This window comes from Phaeobacter sp. 11ANDIMAR09 (assembly GCF_001294455.1).
Taxonomy (GTDB): domain Bacteria; phylum Pseudomonadota; class Alphaproteobacteria; order Rhodobacterales; family Rhodobacteraceae; genus Pseudophaeobacter.
Genome location: NZ_LIKT01000001.1, coordinates 1 through 16,505, shown reverse-complemented (window position 1 = coordinate 16,505; position 16,505 = coordinate 1). Strand labels below are relative to the sequence as shown.

Genomic DNA, 16,505 nt, shown 5'->3' with positions numbered 1-16,505 from the left:
TCCTAACCCTCCGATTTGACCTGTGGTCTGTCGGGGGGATTTTTTTGGTGCCGCCGCGCTGATCCGGACTGCTTTGTAGCCTGCGTCAGGTTTCCTGCTGGAGTTTCTGACCAAAATAATCAAATAAGGGGGGAGCCAAGACACTGCCAAGAGCCGGATCCATGACTGCCATGCGCGATATTGACGACTATGCCCCTAAGGGGAACCGCCGGGGCAAACGATCCGGGACAGAGCTGTTCTCTGTTTTGGCCTGGAGCGTGGCGCTGGCCTGTATCCTGCCGATGGTCGCAGTTGCCCTGGCGGCTGTAGGTGGCGGGACGGAGACCATTCAGCACTTGGCAGACACCGTATTGCCCCGCTATGCGCTGACCACCTTTGGACTGGTGGCGCTGGTCTCCGTGGGCACCCTGGGCATTGGCGTCGGAGCCGCCTGGCTGGTGACCATGACGCGCTTTCCCGGTGTACGGATTTTTGAAATCGCTTTGGTGCTGCCGCTGGCCTTTCCGGCCTATGTTCTGGCCTATGCCTATACCTTCATTCTGGATCATCCCGGCATTGTGCAATCCACGCTGCGGCAGGTGACCGGCTGGGGCCCGCGCGACTATTGGTTCCCTGAGATCCGCTCGTTGGGCGGCGCGGCGGCGATGCTGGTTCTGGTGCTCTACCCCTACGTCTATCTGCTGGCGCGGGCGGCCTTTCTGCAACAAAGCGGTGGCGCCTTTCTGGCCGCACGGGCCCTGGGAAAGAACGCATTTCAGGCCTTTTGGCTGGTCAGCCTGCCCATGGCACGCCCGGCGATTGCCTCGGGTGTGCTGCTGGCGGTGATGGAAACTATCGCAGATTTTGGCACCGTCTCTTATTTTGGTGTGCAGACCTTTGCGACCGGCATCTACACAAGTTGGTTTTCAATGGCGGATCGCTCGGCTGCGGCGCAGTTGGCACTCTGCTTGCTGGCCTTTGCCTTGATTCTGGCCGTGGTGGAGCGCTCCACCCGTGGCAAGGCCCGTTATCATCAGGCGGGCAAGCAACACGCGGCCATGCCCCCGGCCGCGCTCGCAGGCTGGCAAGCAGCTGGGGCTTGGGTGCTTTGTGCCGTGCCGGTCTGCTTTGGATTTTTGTTGCCGGTTTTGATCCTGTTCAACATGGGGCTCCAGTCAGAACAGGACCTTCTGAGCCGCCGCTATATTGCCTTTTTGCAGAACTCTCTGACCCTGGCGACCCTGGCCGCGATGCTGACTGTGTTTGCAGCGGTCTGTCTGGGGTTTTACCAACGCCTGCGCCCCGGACGCCCCTCTTCGGCGGCGGCCTATATGTCGCGCCTGGGCTATGCGGTTCCTGGCGGTGTGATTGCGGTAGGCCTGATGGTGCCTTTTGCCGCCTTTGACAATGCGCTGGACGCCTGGATGCGGGCCAATTTTGAGATCCGCACCGGATTGCTGATTTCCGGTTCAATCTGGCTCTTGGTGGCGGCCTATATGGTGCGCTTTCTGGCAGCAGCCCTGGGCGCCTATGAAAGCGGGCAGTCCACGGTGCATGCCAATATGGATTCGGCGGCACGTTCGCTGGGGCAGGGGCCTTTGGGTATGTTGCGCCGGGTGCATCTGCCGATGCTCACACCCAGCCTGCTGACGGCGCTTTTGATTGTCTTTGTCGATGTGATGAAAGAGCTGCCGGCCACCCTAATCATGCGGCCCTTTAACTATGATACCCTAGCGGTACAGGCCTATCGACTGGCCTCGGATGAGCGCCTGGAGGGCGCGGCGGTGCCCTCCTTAGTGATCGTAGCAATCGGGCTGCTGCCGGTGATTCTGATCTGTCGTCAGGTGGGGCGCCGCTAGGCCTGCCAGAGCCCCTGGTCAGCTGTTCCACCAGGTGTCGATTTCATCCCGGCTAATCTGGTCCTTTGGACCCAAAGCCACCAGTTGGGTCTGCAGGGCGTCGCAGCGTTTGGCCTCGACATTTTGGCCAACGATATGCAGCGCATAGGCCCCGCCTGAGGTCAGCACGAACCCCTTCATCCGGTAGAGCCCTTTGGGTCGATTTGCCAATTTATCCCCCAGCAGACGGCGATCCACGGGGCTTTGGCTTTGGAACTGCCAGGTGGTGAAGGCGGGATGCGCCTTGGCGTTGCTATGGCCCTGTGGAAGGGGCAGTAGATCAAACAGCAGCTCTGCCAGCGGTGTGTCATCCATCACCCGCAATCCGCGCGCAGGGATCTGGGTCAGCTGCGCCTTCAGATCCTGTGGCAGGTCTGCGGTTTTACTCACCAAAACCAGATCAGCACTGCGGATTTGTTGGCCTACCAAATCGGCGACGGTCTTATCCGCCAGCAACTCAACAGCGTTGTCACCATCTACCAGGGTGACGATGCCGCCATAGCTGAGCTCGGGGATGCCTTGCACCGTGTCAGCGATCGCAGAAGGGTCCGACACGCCGCTGGCCTCGATCAGGATGTGATCCGGGCGGTCTGCCTGAATGACGATTCTGCGCAGGGCCATTTGTAGATCCTGATCCATACTGCAGCAGACACAGCCATTGGTCAGCGCCAGGGTCTCGCCCTCTTCGGCCTGGATCAGCGCATCATCAATGTTCACCGCTCCAAAATCATTGACCACAACCATCAGCCGCAGCCCGTGATCCTCTGCCAGAAGTCGGTTGATCAAGGTGGTCTTTCCCGCGCCAAGATAGCCGCTGAGCACGGTAACTGGCAGACGGTTCATACGACCCGCACCTGTGAACGAATATGAAGCATGGCCGACCCTCCCTCGCTGTGCCTTTAGCTCCTATAGGCACAGCATCGGGGCGGGTCCAGTCAATCGAGAGCTTTATAAAGATAGGTTGTCGCTTCAAAGTGCTCTTCTGTCGGATGTTTGCAAAACCCCGGAATAGAGCCTGCAACCTGATATCCGAGGCTTTCGTATAGGCGTTGCGACGGATCCCCGGAACGGGTGTCGAGCACCAGAAGGACTTTGCCCCGTTTGCGAGTTTCCTCTTCCAGGGCCTGCATCAGTGCACGGGCCAACCCGGCGCGGCGGGCCTTTGGGTGGACCAAGAGCTTGGACACGTCACCGCGATGCTGCTGGTTGGCGGGCAGCCCGAGGCAGAGTTGCACCGTCCCCACCAATTCCCCGTTCAGAAAACTGCCCAAAAGAACGGTCTCGCCATTCTGCACCGCCGGAAAGACCTTTTGCAGCCAAAACGTCGTGGCCTCGGCTTGGCTGAAGGGCAATACAAAGCTGACGCTGGCCCCATCCGCGACGCAGGCCAAAAGGATATCCGCCAGGGCGTCGAGATGTATCGCTAGATCGGCAGGGTGAAGTTTGCGAATGTCGTGTGTCATATCAGAACCAGAATGTAGCGGGCGCCTTCGGCACCGGATGAGAATTCGGAAGGCCCGGTCAGGTGATAGCGCAGGCAATCACCCGGGCGCAGATCATAGATCTGCCCCGATAGGGCCAGTCGCAACGCGCCCTGTTGCAGGATCAGGTGGTGCTCCAGCCCGGGGCGTGACGGACTGTCGTAGGTGATGCGCTCATCGGGGGGCAGATGTCCTTCGATCACCTCCCCTGTCAGGGTTGGCGCCGGTGGAGAGACCTGTCGGCGCTGGAACCCGGTTGCCGGGTCTTGCCAAAGCACTTGTTCTTCGCGGGGGATCAGGGGGGCATGGGCCTCTTCCACCTGCATCATCAGGCGCGACATCGGCAGCGCATAGGCGGTGCAGAGCTGGCCCAGGCTTTCCGCTGTTGGGCTGACCTCTCCCTTTTCCAGGCGCGAGAGGGTGGCGCGGCTGATGCCGCTGATCTGGGCCAGTTGGTCCAGCGACCAGCCCCGGTCCTGTCTAAGTGTCGCCAGTCGCTTGGCGAGGCGGGTGTGAAAATCGTCCATCGTATCCTCACTTGAGATAATGGTGAGAAAATTTCCCGAATATGAGATTCGCACAAGAAAAAGGAAACCCGAAGCAGCGATACCTGCTCCGGGTGCCTGTTTTTTGGGCTATCGCCCGCTGCTCAGCCTTGGATTACTCCCAGCCCGCCTCGTTAAAGATCTTCTGAGCTTCTGGAATGTTTTTGGCGACTTCGGTCAAGCTCACATCATCGGGCTTGAAGTGACCCAGGGCCGCGATGCTGGGGGCCAGGGCCACGCCAGGAACGCCGGGGTATTCATCATTGCCAGCTGAGAAATACTGCTGCGCCTGATCCGAGGCCAGATATTCCAGGAACTTCACTGCATTGTCACGGTTGGGGGCATGAGCTGCAACGCCGCCACCGGAAAGGTTCATATGGGCGCCTTCGGCATCCTGCGAGGGGAAGACCCAGCCGATCATGTCGCGGCTGTCGGACAGACCTTTGACGTTTCTGCGGATCGAACGTGCGAAGTAGTAGCTGTTGCCGACGGCGATTTCACACTCGCCCGAGACGATGCCGCGCAGCTGGTCGGTGTCACCGCCCTGAGGGGCGCGCGCCATATTGGCGACAACACCTTTGGCCCAGTCGGCAGCGACTTCGGAACCGTGATGGGTCACGATCGAAGCCAGCAGGGTCTGGTTGTAGGTGTTGGTGGAAGAGCGGATGCAGACTTTGCCTTTGTAGGCAGGGTCCGCCAGGTCCAGATAGGTACGGGGGGGGTTGGCCACATCGTTTTTGTCATAGAAGATGATGCGTGCGCGCTGCGAGAAACCGAACCACTGATTGTCGCTGTCCTGGATGTAGCCTGGAACCTTGGCTTCCAGCACGTCGCTGTCAACGGCCTGCAGAATGCCCGCTTCTTTGGCACGGGCCAGCCGAGAGGTGTCGACGGTGAGCAGGATATCAGCTGGCGAGTTGGCTCCTTCGGCAACCATACGGGCGATCAGCTCATCGGCCTTGCCTTCGATTCGGTTGATGGTGATGCCAGTGGCGTCTTCAAAATCCGTATACAGGCGCTCATCGGTGTCATAGTGGCGCGAGGAATAGAGATTCAATTCTCCCTCGGCAGCGGCTGAGGTGGCAACAGTGGCAGCAAGTGCACCTGCAAGGATTGTGGTGGCTTTCAACATAGCGATTCCGATCTACAAAAATCTACGAATAACGTGCGGAGTTTCCGACTGATTTTGTCAATTATAGAAAAATGCCGTGAAGGGAAACAAAAACCGACAAAAACCATCAGAAAAATTCTGAACAGCAAAACCGCGCCGAAACCATGCCTTAGGCCGAACAATTGGGGAGTGGGAAAGGGGGAGGGGATAGTCCAAACACAAAAAAACCGCATCCAAGGATGCGGTTCTTCCGATTAGAGCGAGATCTTAGTCTCAGCCCTGACGTGCTTTGAAGCGCGGCTGTGTCTTGTTGATCACATACACGCGGCCTTTGCGACGCACGATCCGGCAATCACGGTGCCGGTTCTTGAGCGAGCGGAGCGAGTTCTTGACTTTCATAGCCATTCTCCTGTTCTGCGGCGCGAACCAGCGCCTGGGTTAGCGGATGTTCCGACCTTATGGCCAAAACAGTGAATTAGATGGTGGGCGGTACAAGGATCGAACTTGTGACCCCTTCGATGTCAACGAAGTGCTCTACCGCTGAGCTAACCGCCCACTGTCCTGCGCATTGACCTGCCCCTTAGAACTGAAAGGGGCGCGGTGATCCGCGCCGGTGAAGGGGTCTATAATCAGAGTCGCGGAGCGGTGCAAGAGCTTTTGATGCTAGAATTTTCGCTCTATGGTGATTTCCAGAAACCAAGGGCCAAAGCACCCATGTCAAACCACGCATATTCCATATTTTCACCGATTGAGCTGACCTCTGCAGTGGTTTTTGCATCGCCACATAGTGGATCGGACTATGATTCTGCCTTTTTGCAGCAAACGGTTTTGGATGCACAGCAGATTCGCAGCTCAGAAGATGCCTTTGTCGACCAACTCTTTGCGGATGTCCCCAGATTCGGGGCACCTTTGCTCACGGCGGCAAAGCCGCGCGCCTTTTTGGATCTGAACCGGGCGACAGAAGAGTTGGATCCCGCCTTGATCGAAGGTGTGGCGCGTCGGGGGCAGAATCCGCGGGTGGCCTCTGGGCTTGGGGTGATTCCCCGCGTGGTGGCCAATGGCCGGGCGATCTATCGCGGCAAGCTTGCGCAAGAGGAAGCAAATCACCGCATAGAAACCGTCTGGCACCCCTATCATGCTGCTTTGCAGGGGTTGATGCGGAAAGCCCAGGACCGGTTTGGCCACTCCATTCTGATTGATTGCCATTCCATGCCCCATGAAGCCGTGGCCACAATGCCTACGCGGGGCATGCCACTGCCAGAGGTGGTTTTGGGCGATCGTTTTGGCGCATCTGCCAGTGGCGAGGTCATGGAGCGGGTCGAGGCGGCCTTTGCGGGGGCCGGGCTGCGGGTTGCCCGCAACGCGCCCTTTGCCGGCGCCTATATTACCCGCACCTATGGCCGTCCATCGCGGGGGCAGCATGCCATCCAGGTGGAGATCGACCGTTCTTTATACATGGAAGAGCGCAGCGTGCGTCCAAACGCCAATTTTAGCGCGTTTCGTGAGTTGCTCAGCCAGGTTGCTGCTGAGGTCGCCGGGATTAAACTGGAACCGCGCGCCAAACCGCTGGCCGCTGAATAGGGGCGTCCTAGCGCAGCGCCCGCCCTTTAAGGATGGCGCTTTCACCAAAGCGTTTGCGAATGGCGTCGGTGGCGCGTTCCGCCTGGGCGCGTTTTCCGGCTTGGGGGTCCAGCAGATCACCACTGGTATCGGCTTGGGATTCTGGCACCAGATCCGAGATACCGCAACCGAGCAACCGATAGGGGCCCTGATCCCCAACCTGGTCCAACAGAGCGCGCGCGCGGCGATAGATCACATCGGCCAGCTGGGTTGGGCTGTGCAGCGAGATCCGCCGGGTCAGAGCCGAATGATTGGCGCGTTTGAGTTTCAGCGTCACCACCCGCCCTGCCATGCACTTGGCCTTGGCCCGGTCCGCCACCTGTTCCGCCAAGCGCCAGAGATGGCCATCCAGCACTTCAAGATTGGCGGTGTCCTCCATAAAGGTGGTCTCTTTCGATATGGATTTGACCGGGGCATTGGCGGATACCCGGCGGCGGTCTTGGCCCCTCGCCAGATGCCATAGCCGTTCACCTGTTCCGCCAAAGCGGGCGATGAGATCCTGTTGCTCCCAGCGCAGCAGGTCGGCAAAGCTGCGAATGCCCGCCTTGTCCAATGAGGCCTGCGCCGCAGGGCCGATTCCCCAAATCAGCCGCACCGGTTTGTCGCGCAGGAAATCGGCGGTCTCGCCCTTGCCGATCACCGAAAAGCCGCGCGGTTTGTCGAGATCCGAGGCCACCTTGGCCAGGAATTTATTGTGTGACAGCCCGATGGAGCCGGTTATTCCCAGCTCGTCTTTCATCCGTTTGACCAATCGCGCCAGCATCACGGCGGGGGGGTGGCCATGCAGTTTCTGCGTTCCTGACAGATCCATAAAGGCTTCGTCCAGCGACAGCGGCTCCACTTCGGGGGTGAGCTCGTCCATCATGGCCCGCACCGCGCGGCTGACCTCGACATAGGCCGACATGCGGGGCTTGATCACCACGGCCTCCGGGCAGAGCTTCAGGGCCTGAAACATCGGCATGGCAGAGCGCACTCCGCGAATGCGCGCAATATAGCAAGCAGTGGAGACAACACCGCGCTTGCCGCCGCCAATAATCACCGGTTTGCTGGCCAGTTCGGGATTGTCGCGCTTTTCAACGCTGGCGTAAAAGGCATCGCAATCCATATGGGCAATCGTCAAAGAAAACAGTTCGTCATGCTGCTTGATGCGCGGGCTGCCGCAGTTTGGGCAGCGCCGCGTTGGGGCAATCTGGCTGAGACAATCACGGCAAAGGGCTTGCATGGCGCAGTAGGGTCTATATCTCTGGGCGGACGATGCAGCAGTTTACCGCTGCTGTCGCGACTTGTCTTTAGAGCGATCCGATATCAAGAGATAAACATGTCTTTTTCCGGTGCAAAATTGGCCCTGTTTCTAGGTCCACAGCTTTTGGTCATCAAGCGCGATGACAAGCCGGATATTCCCTATCCTGGCTATTGGGATCTGCCGGGCGGAGGGCGCGAAGGCACCGAGAGCCCAGAAGATTGCGTGTTGCGGGAAACCCTGGAAGAGGTTGGCCTGACAATCCCGACATCAGAACTGAGCTGGTCCAACAGCTATCAGCGCCCGCGTGGGTTGGTTTGGTTCTTTGTCAGTCATCAACCGGCGGATCTGGTGAACCAAGTCCAACTTGGCTCCGAGGGGCAGTATTGGCAATTGATGGACCCTGTCAGCTATTGCGACCATGCCCTGGCCGTGCCCCCTTTTGCCGAACAGCTGCAAAGCTATCTTGGCCACTGATTGCAGGGCGCGATTCACCAAGGAATCGCCTCTGCGGGTTGGTTTGGTTGGATTTTTCGGGAAAAAACCCCCCCGCTCTGGGGCGGGGGTAAGGAAGACGGACCTCAGGAAGAGGAGCCCGTCGGGGAGTGTCTCTAGGTTAGAATCGCCTATCTCATAGGCTTTCGCAAATTTCATCTGGTGTTGCGGCCGAGGCCTCCCCCCGGCCTGTGGCTTTCCCGTCACGGGACAATTTGGCACAGTTGTCGCCCGGTGATGAAATTTCCAACTGAATACAGCGCATTGACCTTACGTAAACTCGATGCGTGCGCGTTAACTCCGGGCATGACGGAAGCATGTCCGGAGTTATTTTGTGCTGATTTTATGGGAGTCTGGAGTTCTGAGGGCGCTCATTGCCGTTCTGATTGGCAAAACGCCCTCCTAAATATCCCTGATTTCTGGAAGGTTCTTGACCCGGCCAGCGCCTGTTTGAAGCTTTAGAGACTGCGAAGCTCATCCAGAATGGCCAATGCCGCTGCTCGGGGGCTTTCGGCCTGCCAGATGGGGCGGCCCACCACGATGTGATCTGCACCGTCTGCAATGGCGGCACCCGGGGTCGCGACCCGCTTTTGATCACCCAGAGCTGTACCCGTAGGACGCACACCGGGGGTGACAATCAGCTTGCCATTGGCTTCGGGCAGGGCGCGGATCAGCGCGGCCTCCTGTGGGCTGGCAATCACCCCGTCGGCGCCAGAAGCAAAGGCCTTGCCGGCGCGCTCCTGCACCAGATCGCGAATCTCGCCGGGTTTGATCAGTGCGCCGTCCAGATCTCCGCGGTCCAGCGAGGTGAGGATGGTCACGGCGAGGATCTTCATGTCCTTGCCCGCAGCGCCTTCCTTGGCGGCGCGCACCACATAGGGGTCGCCATGTACGGTGAGGAAATCCAGATCAAACTGGGCCAAACCGCGCACGGCCTTTTCCACCGTTGCACCGATGTCAAACAGCTTCATATCGAGAAAGATGCGCTTGCCCAGTTCCTGTTTCATCTCATTGGCCAACGCGAGCCCGCCGCCAGTGAGCATGCCCAGGCCGATCTTGTAGAAGGACACCGCATCGCCCAGCTGCTCGGCCAGTTTTAGGCCAGCGAGTGCATCCGGAACATCCATGGCAACAATCAGGCGGTCGTCGGCTGTGGTCTGGGACATGAGGCTTCTCCGGGTATCTGGGCTGAGGGGATTGGCGCTTTCCTACTGCGCAGACCGTCATGAAGAAAGCCCAAAACCCCGGAAATCGGGTTTCGTTTTGAGCCATATCAGGGATTTTTCAGCAATTTTGACTCAGTATGATCTTGAAGAGGCGGTAAGACCTCCCAAATTGATCTGTGAGGCCCGAACCGGGGCGTGCCGCAAAGCGGGCGCAGCATATCTATTCGGGCGCTTGTAAAAGGAGAGAGACATGGACTTGAACAAGTTCACTGAGCGGGCACGGGGTTTCGTGCAGGCGGCGCAGACGATTGCGATGCGCGAAGAGCACCAGCGGATGGTGCCGGAACATCTTCTCAAAGCATTGATGGATGATGATCAGGGGCTCGCAGCCAACCTGATTGGAAAATCTGGGGGCAATGCCGTCCGGGTGATCGAATCTGTGGATCTGGCGGTGAGCAAGTTGCCCAAGGTCAGCGGCGACGCTGCGCAGGTTTATCTAGACGGGCAAACGGCCAAGGTTCTGGATGAGGCCAGTAAGATTGCCGAAAAGGCTGGCGACAGTTTTGTCCCCGTCGAGCGGGTGCTGATGGCGCTGTGCATGGTGAAATCCAAAGCCAAGGAGGCGTTGGAGGCAGGCGGTGTTTCCGCGCAAAAGCTGAATGAAGCGATCAATGATATCCGCAAGGGGCGCACTGCAGACAGCGCGACCGCTGAAGAGGGCTATGACGCGCTGAAGAAATACGCTCGCGACCTGACTGAGGCGGCGCGCGAAGGCAAGATCGACCCGATCATTGGCCGGGATGAGGAAATCCGCCGCGCCATGCAGGTGTTGAGCCGCCGGACCAAGAATAATCCGGTGCTGATTGGGGAACCCGGTGTGGGTAAAACCGCCATCGCCGAGGGCATGGCTCTGCGGATTGTGAATGGCGATGTGCCTGAAAGCCTACGGGACAAGCAGCTGCTGTCGCTGGACATGGGCGCGCTGATTGCTGGCGCCAAATACCGTGGTGAGTTTGAAGAGCGTCTGAAGGCGGTTTTGACCGAGGTGACCGAGGCGGCTGGCGAGATCATCCTGTTTATTGATGAGATGCACACGCTGGTCGGCGCGGGTAAATCTGACGGTGCCATGGATGCGGCGAACCTGATCAAACCCGCCTTGGCGCGTGGCGAGCTGCATTGTATCGGGGCCACTACGCTGGATGAATACCGGAAATATGTGGAAAAAGACGCGGCTCTGGCCCGTCGTTTCCAGCCGGTTGTGGTGCAGGAGCCCACGGTGGAGGACACCGTGTCGATCCTGCGCGGCATCAAGGAAAAATACGAGCTGCACCACGGGGTGCGCATTGCTGATGCGGCATTGGTTGCGGCGGCGACTCTGTCGAACCGCTATATCACCGATCGTTTCCTGCCGGATAAGGCCATCGATCTGGTGGATGAGGCCGCCAGCCGACTGCGGATGCAGGTGGACAGCAAACCCGAAGAGCTGGATGCGCTCGACCGCCAGATCCTGCAGATGCAGATCGAGGAAGAGGCGCTGAAGGTCGAAGAGGATGCTGCCTCCAAGGATCGTCTTGAAACGCTGCAAAAGGAACTGTCGGATCTGCAAGAGCAGAGCGCCGAGATGACCGCGCAGTGGCAGGCCGAACGCGATAAGCTGGCCGGAGCCCGCGATATCAAGGAACAGTTGGACCGCGCCCGCGCTGATCTGGAGATCGCCAAGCGTGAGGCCAACCTGGCCCGCGCCGGGGAGCTCTCCTATGGTGTGATCCCTGACCTGGAAAAGCAGCTTGTCGAGGCCGAAAGCCGCGAAGAGCAGGGCGTTATGGTGGAAGAAGCCGTGCGCCCCGAACAGATCGCCGGAGTGGTCGAGCGCTGGACTGGTATCCCTACCTCCAAAATGTTGGAGGGTGAGCGCGAGAAACTGCTGCGCATGGAGGATGAGCTGCACTCCCGCGTCATCGGCCAGAACGCGCCGGTCACGGCCGTGGCCAATGCGGTGCGCCGGGCGCGTGCGGGGCTCAATGATGAGAACCGCCCGCTGGGATCTTTCCTGTTCCTCGGGCCAACCGGGGTGGGGAAAACCGAGCTGACCAAGGCTGTTGCCAACTTCCTGTTCGACGATGACAACGCCATGGTGCGGATCGACATGTCGGAATACATGGAGAAACACAGCGTCGCCCGTCTGATCGGGGCGCCTCCCGGCTATGTTGGCTATGACGAAGGCGGTGCTTTGACCGAAGCAGTGCGGCGTCGCCCCTATCAGGTGGTGTTGTTTGATGAGGTGGAAAAGGCCCACCCGGATGTCTTTAACGTGCTGTTGCAGGTTCTGGATGACGGCATGCTCACCGATGGCCAGGGTCGTACAGTGGACTTCAAGCAGACGCTGATCATCCTGACCTCCAACCTCGGCGCGCAGGCGCTGAGCCAACTGCCCGAAGGCGCCGATGCCTCGGATGCCAAGCGCGATGTGATGGATGCGGTCAAGGCTCATTTCCGGCCTGAGTTTCTCAACCGGTTGGATGAGACCATCATCTTTGATCGGCTGGCGCGCAAGGATATGGATGGGATCGTTGATATCCAGATCGCCCGCCTGGCCAAACGTCTGGCTGCGCGCAAGATCACCCTGTCGCTGGATGAGGGCGCCAAGACCTGGCTGGCGGATGAAGGCTATGATCCGGTCTTTGGGGCACGCCCGCTCAAACGGGTGATCCAGCGGGCCCTGCAGAACGCCCTGGCCGAGCTGCTGTTGAGCGGTGAGGTCAAGGATGGTGATACCGTGCCGGTTTCCGCAGGTGGCGAGGGGCTGATCATTGGGGATCGGCTTGGCACCTCCGAGCGGCCAAAACCGGATGATGCGGTGGTGCATTGATCCCTTGGATCAATCTGGTTCCTGAAAAAAGCAAAGCCCGCCAATCCGGCGGGCTTTTCTATGATCAAATCCTGTTTGGCGGTTTGCCTATTCCTCGATGGCTTCGCGCGCAATCTCATCCAGCAGGTTCTGAATGATCTGCATCTCGCCTTCAGGAAAGCTGCGAAACCCGATGGTCACACTGTCTTCGCCGGGGCGCTGGGCGACAAAGATGTCATAGGGACAGAAGGTGATATTCATCGGATCTGCCTCCATCACCTGACGCGACAGTTTGGCCGAGCAGAAAGAATAGACATCTGCGCGGTCAAACAGCACCACCTCTGACCCCACATCGACGCGGGTGCGCTCCAGCATTTCGCCGACATGGCTGATATGATCGACCACCAGACCACGGTCGGTGATGGCGCTTTCGAGACCAAATGTGACATCATCATACTCCAGCTCTGTCGCATAGCTGACCATGGCCTGATCCTGAGCAAAGGCGGGGGTAAAGAGCAGCGTGCCAAGGGCAATGGCGGTGGCAAAATGTTTCATTTGAATTCTCCCAATGTGATCTGCGGTGTATTGCTCAAATAGAGCATCCCCTTCATTTTGGGGAATAGATACAGGCAGCACCGGGCCACCTGTACATGTATATATAGGGATTTTTGCATGGGTTTCGCGGCAAAAGCTATAGAGTTTCTCGCACTTGGTTTTGTTTTCTTACTTGGGGCTTTGGTTCTGGTTGGTCTTTTGCTCTTCTTTGTCGATCGGCTGCAGACCCATGATGCGATCCGCAGGAACTATCCTGTTGTTGGCAGATTTCGTCATCTGTTCAGCACCATGGGGGAGTTTTTCCGTCAGTATTTCTTTGCTATGGACCGCGAAGAACTGCCCTTTAACCGGGCCCAACGCGAATGGGTTGGGCGCTCTGCCGAGGGTGTCGGCAATACGGTTGCCTTTGGATCGACGCGCAATATTTCGGTGCCCGGTACGCCGATCTTTGTGAATGCACCCTTCCCGCCGCTGAATGACCAATATGCCAAGACCGAGACGCTGTGCATCGGGGCGCAGGCGCGGGTGCCCTATATGGCGCCCTCCTTCTTTAATATCTCGGGCATGAGCTATGGTGCGCTGTCACAGCCCGCTGTGCGGGCGCTCAGCCGTGGCGCGCGCAAGGCGGGTGTTTGGTTGAACACTGGCGAGGGTGGCCTCAGCCCGTTTCATCTGGAGGGGGGCTGCGATATCGTCTTTCAGATTGGCACCGCCAAATACGGCGTGCGCAATGCCGAGGGCGGGTTTGACGATGAAAAGCTGCGCGCGGTGGCGGCCAATCCTACGGTGCGGATGTTTGAGCTAAAACTGTCGCAGGGCGCCAAGCCGGGCAAAGGTGGCATCCTGCCGGCCGAAAAGGTCAGCGCCGAAATTGCTGCCATTCGTGGTATTCCGGAAGGCGAGGCCAGCATCTCACCCAACCGCCACCCCGAGATGAAGAGTTTTGATGATTTGCTGGATATGATCTCTCATGTGCGGGAGGTGACGGGTAAGCCGGTCGGCATCAAGACCGTTGTTGGCTCCGAAGCGGTGATGCGGGAGATGTTCATGGTGATTGCGTCGCGTCCTGAGGCGGCGCCGGACTTCATTACCATTGATGGCGGCGAAGGTGGCACCGGGGCTGCGCCCATGCCGCTGATTGATCTGGTGGGCATGTCGGTGCGCGAAGCCCTGCCGCTGGTCTGCAATCTGCGTGATGAATACGGGTTTCGCGATCGTATCCGGCTGATTTCTAGCGGTAAACTGGTCAATCCCGGCGATGTGGCCTGGGCGCTGGCGGCGGGCGCAGATTTTGTCACCTCGGCGCGCGGCTTTATGTTCTCGCTGGGCTGCATTCAGGCGCTGAAATGCAACAAGAACACCTGCCCCACCGGCATCACCACCCATGACCCGCGGTTTCAAAAGGGCCTGGTGGTCGAAGATAAAGACCAGCGCGTGGCGCGCTATGCGACTGAGATCATCAAAGAGGTCGAAACCATTGCCCACTCGGTTGGCGTCACTGAGCCCCGCAAGCTGCGCCGCCGTCACGTGCGGATTATGCAGGAGAATGGCCAGTCCCGCCCGATGAGTGAGATCATGCCAAGTTACAGTGCCGTCGCGCAGACGTGAGATGATATGTTTTGGCCTGGCGTGCCGGCTACGCTAGGCCAGTAGAGAGCAATCTATCTTAGGAGACGCCGATGGCCCGCCGCTGGACCAATACCCTGACCGCCGCTGATGTGACGCCCAAAGCCACCTTTCTGAACCGCCGCCAGATCATGGCGGGTCTGGGCGGTGCGGCCGGTCTGGCCGGGCTGGGTGCCTTGCCTCAGGCGGCACAGGCCCAGGAGCTGGAGCCGAATTCCTGGGAGGATGTCACCACCTACTGCAACTATTATGAGTTTGGCACCGGCAAGGGCGATCCTGCCAAATATGCAGGTCAGCTGACCACCTCTCCCTGGAGCGTCAAGATCGACGGGCTGGTGGACCGCCCCGGCGACTATGATTTCCAGCAGATCCTGGGTGAGATGACTCTGGAAGAGCGCATCTATCGCTTCCGCTGTGTTGAAGCCTGGTCGATGGTGGTGCCCTGGACCGGGTTTGAACTGGCCGATCTGTTGAACCTGGCTGGCGTACAAAGCGGCGCCAAATATGTGGCTTTTGAAACCCTCTATCGCCCCTCCGAGATGCCCGGCACTGCCTATCAGGTGCTGGACTGGCCCTACCGCGAAGGTCTGCGCCTGGACGAGGCGATGCACCCGCTGACCCTGATGGCCACCGGCATCTTTGGTCAGGACCTGCCCAATCAGAACGGTGCGCCATTGCGTTTGGTGGTGCCATGGAAATACGGCTTTAAGTCGATCAAATCCATTGTGCGGATCACCCTTACAGACAAAGAGCCTGAGACCAGTTGGAATATGGCCAACGCGCGGGAATACGGCTTCTATAGTAATGTAAATCCGGAGGTGTCACATCCGCGCTGGAGCCAGGCTTCTGAACGTCGCCTTGGTGGCGGGCTGTTTGCCAGCCGACAGGACACCCTGATGTTCAACGGCTATAGCGATGAGGTCGCTTCGCTTTATGACGGGATGGACCTGACCAAGTTCTTTTGACCCTACAGCCCCGGCCCATTGCCGAGCAGTTTGTTGGTTGCACTAAGCTGGGGCATCCCTCTGGGGTGCCCTTTTCTCTTGGTTCTCTTCACCCCGGCGCTGATCTGTAACCTACCTGAACTCTGGGTGAGATTGCTGCAATCTCCTTTGGGGTTGGAGCGGGGATGACCTATCTTTGAGTGAGCCCGGGATCCTGTCTTGTGATCTCTCAGGAGCGCGTGACGGTGCTGAAGTTTGAATGGATAAGGATAGACCGCCGATGATTGACACTGTGAACACGACCCTGCGCAAAATCCCGACCTGGGCGCTGTATCTCATTGGGGCGCTCTATCCTGCCTGGCTGCTCTTTCTGGGCGTGACCGGCGGTTTGGGCCCTGATCCGGTGAAAGCCCTGGAACATGAGATGGGGGAACGCGCCCTGCAGCTTCTGGTTTTGGGACTGGCGGTAACGCCCTTGCGCCGCTTTGTCGGCGTGAATCTGATGAGGTTTCGCCGGGCGCTGGGGTTGCTCACCTTCACCTATGTGGCCTTGCATCTGCTTGTTTGGTTGCTGCTGGATGTGCAGATCATCAGCCAGATCCTCGCGGACATCGCCAAACGGCCCTATATCACCATCGGAATGGTCGGGTTTGTTCTGATGCTGCCACTGGCGGTTACGTCAAACAATATCTCGGTCAAGCGACTGGGGCGCAGGTGGAAGCGTCTTCATCTGCTAACCTATCCCGTAGCAATCTTAGGTGGGGTGCATTTCGTTATGCTGGCAAAGGGGTTTCAGATCGAGCCGCTGATCTACCTGGCTGTGATCCTGGCCTTGCTTGCGACCCGTCTTCCCCTTGTGCCAAAGCGTGCCACAGCCTGAGTCTTGCTGCGCTGCAGTATCTTCGCAAAACCTTCTGCACCCACCGAGGCTAAAGATCTGTGGTATACGCCTGCACCCCTTCTTAACCTGTTGATAACTATCCCAAATGACTAATCG

15 protein-coding genes and 1 tRNA gene are annotated in these 16,505 nt (G+C 58.7%); 7 read left to right on the top strand and 9 right to left on the bottom strand.

What is annotated here, in order from left to right:
• Positions 1–161: 161 nt before the first annotated feature.
• Positions 162–1,838 (top strand): iron ABC transporter permease, encoded by a 1,677-nt coding sequence (locus tag AN476_RS00080; RefSeq protein ID WP_054458318.1) that lies wholly within the window; start codon positions 162–164, stop codon positions 1,836–1,838.
• A gap of 18 nt (positions 1,839–1,856) precedes the next feature.
• Here the strand turns inward: AN476_RS00080 and AN476_RS00075 are convergent, their stop codons facing one another.
• From AN476_RS00075 to AN476_RS00050, 6 genes are all read right to left on the bottom strand, one after another.
• On the bottom strand, positions 1,857–2,720 hold the full coding sequence (locus tag AN476_RS00075; protein WP_054458316.1) for a GTP-binding protein: 864 nt from the start codon (positions 2,718–2,720) through the stop codon (positions 1,857–1,859).
• 92 nt (positions 2,721–2,812) lie between these two features.
• Positions 2,813–3,340 (bottom strand): GNAT family N-acetyltransferase, encoded by a 528-nt coding sequence (locus tag AN476_RS00070; RefSeq protein ID WP_054458314.1) that lies wholly within the window; start codon positions 3,338–3,340, stop codon positions 2,813–2,815.
• Entirely contained in the window at positions 3,337–3,885 is a 549-nt protein-coding gene (locus tag AN476_RS00065; protein WP_054458312.1) for a helix-turn-helix domain-containing protein, read from the bottom strand. The genes AN476_RS00070 and AN476_RS00065 overlap by 4 nt, the downstream gene beginning before the upstream one ends.
• Before the next feature lie 133 nt (positions 3,886–4,018).
• Positions 4,019–5,035 carry a Fe(3+) ABC transporter substrate-binding protein gene (locus AN476_RS00060; protein WP_054458310.1) on the bottom strand — a complete coding sequence of 339 codons (1,017 nt, stop codon included), beginning with the start codon at positions 5,033–5,035 and terminating at the stop codon, positions 4,019–4,021.
• Positions 5,036–5,287: 252 nt separating this feature from the next.
• A complete protein-coding gene (gene ykgO, locus AN476_RS00055) occupies positions 5,288–5,413 on the bottom strand; it encodes a type B 50S ribosomal protein L36 (RefSeq protein WP_008205324.1) in 126 nt (41 codons plus the stop codon).
• Positions 5,414–5,494: 81 nt separating this feature from the next.
• Positions 5,495–5,569, bottom strand: a tRNA-Val gene (locus tag AN476_RS00050).
• A gap of 159 nt (positions 5,570–5,728) precedes the next feature.
• Here AN476_RS00050 and AN476_RS00045 point away from each other — a divergent pair.
• Positions 5,729–6,595: an N-formylglutamate amidohydrolase gene (locus AN476_RS00045; protein ID WP_054458866.1), complete on the top strand. Its 867-nt coding sequence runs from the start codon at positions 5,729–5,731 to the stop codon at positions 6,593–6,595.
• Positions 6,596–6,602: 7 nt separating this feature from the next.
• Here the strand turns inward: AN476_RS00045 and AN476_RS00040 are convergent, their stop codons facing one another.
• Positions 6,603–7,856, bottom strand: coding sequence for a DNA polymerase IV (locus AN476_RS00040; protein ID WP_054458309.1), 1,254 nt, complete (start codon positions 7,854–7,856; stop codon positions 6,603–6,605).
• A 96-nt stretch (positions 7,857–7,952) separates the two neighbouring features.
• Between AN476_RS00040 and AN476_RS00035 the strand changes: the two genes are divergently transcribed.
• Positions 7,953–8,351 carry an NUDIX hydrolase gene (locus tag AN476_RS00035; RefSeq protein ID WP_054458307.1) on the top strand — a complete coding sequence of 133 codons (399 nt, stop codon included), beginning with the start codon at positions 7,953–7,955 and terminating at the stop codon, positions 8,349–8,351.
• A gap of 476 nt (positions 8,352–8,827) precedes the next feature.
• On the opposite strand, the gene pyrF is transcribed toward AN476_RS00035, so the two are convergent.
• Positions 8,828–9,535 carry an orotidine-5'-phosphate decarboxylase gene (gene pyrF / locus AN476_RS00030; protein WP_054458305.1) on the bottom strand — a complete coding sequence of 236 codons (708 nt, stop codon included), beginning with the start codon at positions 9,533–9,535 and terminating at the stop codon, positions 8,828–8,830.
• Between the two features lie 250 nt (positions 9,536–9,785).
• Between pyrF and clpB the strand changes: the two genes are divergently transcribed.
• Positions 9,786–12,404, top strand: a complete 2,619-nt coding sequence (gene clpB, locus AN476_RS00025) for an ATP-dependent chaperone ClpB (protein WP_054458303.1) — start codon at positions 9,786–9,788, stop codon at positions 12,402–12,404.
• A gap of 87 nt (positions 12,405–12,491) precedes the next feature.
• Here clpB and AN476_RS00020 read toward each other — a convergent pair whose 3' ends face one another.
• On the bottom strand, positions 12,492–12,938 hold the full coding sequence (locus AN476_RS00020) for a DUF302 domain-containing protein (RefSeq protein ID WP_054458301.1): 447 nt from the start codon (positions 12,936–12,938) through the stop codon (positions 12,492–12,494).
• 117 nt (positions 12,939–13,055) lie between these two features.
• Between AN476_RS00020 and AN476_RS00015 the strand changes: the two genes are divergently transcribed.
• The 3 genes from AN476_RS00015 to msrQ all read left to right on the top strand — a co-directional run bounded on the left by AN476_RS00015 (position 13,056) and on the right by msrQ (position 16,388).
• Entirely contained in the window at positions 13,056–14,546 is a 1,491-nt protein-coding gene (locus tag AN476_RS00015) for an FMN-binding glutamate synthase family protein (protein ID WP_054458299.1), read from the top strand.
• 71 nt (positions 14,547–14,617) lie between these two features.
• The gene (gene msrP / locus AN476_RS00010) at positions 14,618–15,529 is read left to right on the top strand and encodes a protein-methionine-sulfoxide reductase catalytic subunit MsrP (RefSeq protein WP_054458297.1); all 912 of its coding nucleotides are present in this window, start codon (positions 14,618–14,620) and stop codon (positions 15,527–15,529) included.
• A gap of 259 nt (positions 15,530–15,788) precedes the next feature.
• Positions 15,789–16,388: a protein-methionine-sulfoxide reductase heme-binding subunit MsrQ gene (gene msrQ, locus AN476_RS00005; RefSeq protein ID WP_054458294.1), complete on the top strand. Its 600-nt coding sequence runs from the start codon at positions 15,789–15,791 to the stop codon at positions 16,386–16,388.
• Positions 16,389–16,505: the final 117 nt, after the last annotated feature.

Excerpts from the sequence above, each read along its gene's own strand:
- AN476_RS00070 (WP_054458314.1), bottom strand. The coding sequence starts at position 3,340 with ATGACACACGACATTCGCAAACTTCACCCTGCCGATCTAGCGATACAT.
- AN476_RS00075 (WP_054458316.1), bottom strand. The coding sequence starts at position 2,720 with ATGAACCGTCTGCCAGTTACCGTGCTCAGCGGCTATCTTGGCGCGGGA.
- AN476_RS00015 (WP_054458299.1), top strand. The coding sequence starts at position 13,056 with ATGGGTTTCGCGGCAAAAGCTATAGAGTTTCTCGCACTTGGTTTTGTT.
- msrP (WP_054458297.1), top strand. The coding sequence starts at position 14,618 with ATGGCCCGCCGCTGGACCAATACCCTGACCGCCGCTGATGTGACGCCC.
- ykgO (WP_008205324.1), bottom strand. The coding sequence starts at position 5,413 with ATGAAAGTCAAGAACTCGCTCCGCTCGCTCAAGAACCGGCACCGTGAT.
- AN476_RS00080 (WP_054458318.1), top strand. The coding sequence starts at position 162 with ATGACTGCCATGCGCGATATTGACGACTATGCCCCTAAGGGGAACCGC.
- AN476_RS00040 (WP_054458309.1), bottom strand. The coding sequence starts at position 7,856 with ATGCAAGCCCTTTGCCGTGATTGTCTCAGCCAGATTGCCCCAACGCGG.
- AN476_RS00060 (WP_054458310.1), bottom strand. The coding sequence starts at position 5,035 with ATGTTGAAAGCCACCACAATCCTTGCAGGTGCACTTGCTGCCACTGTT.
- pyrF (WP_054458305.1), bottom strand. The coding sequence starts at position 9,535 with ATGTCCCAGACCACAGCCGACGACCGCCTGATTGTTGCCATGGATGTT.
- AN476_RS00020 (WP_054458301.1), bottom strand. The coding sequence starts at position 12,938 with ATGAAACATTTTGCCACCGCCATTGCCCTTGGCACGCTGCTCTTTACC.
- clpB (WP_054458303.1), top strand. The coding sequence starts at position 9,786 with ATGGACTTGAACAAGTTCACTGAGCGGGCACGGGGTTTCGTGCAGGCG.
- AN476_RS00035 (WP_054458307.1), top strand. The coding sequence starts at position 7,953 with ATGTCTTTTTCCGGTGCAAAATTGGCCCTGTTTCTAGGTCCACAGCTT.
- AN476_RS00045 (WP_054458866.1), top strand. The coding sequence starts at position 5,729 with ATGTCAAACCACGCATATTCCATATTTTCACCGATTGAGCTGACCTCT.
- AN476_RS00065 (WP_054458312.1), bottom strand. The coding sequence starts at position 3,885 with ATGGACGATTTTCACACCCGCCTCGCCAAGCGACTGGCGACACTTAGA.
- msrQ (WP_054458294.1), top strand. The coding sequence starts at position 15,789 with ATGATTGACACTGTGAACACGACCCTGCGCAAAATCCCGACCTGGGCG.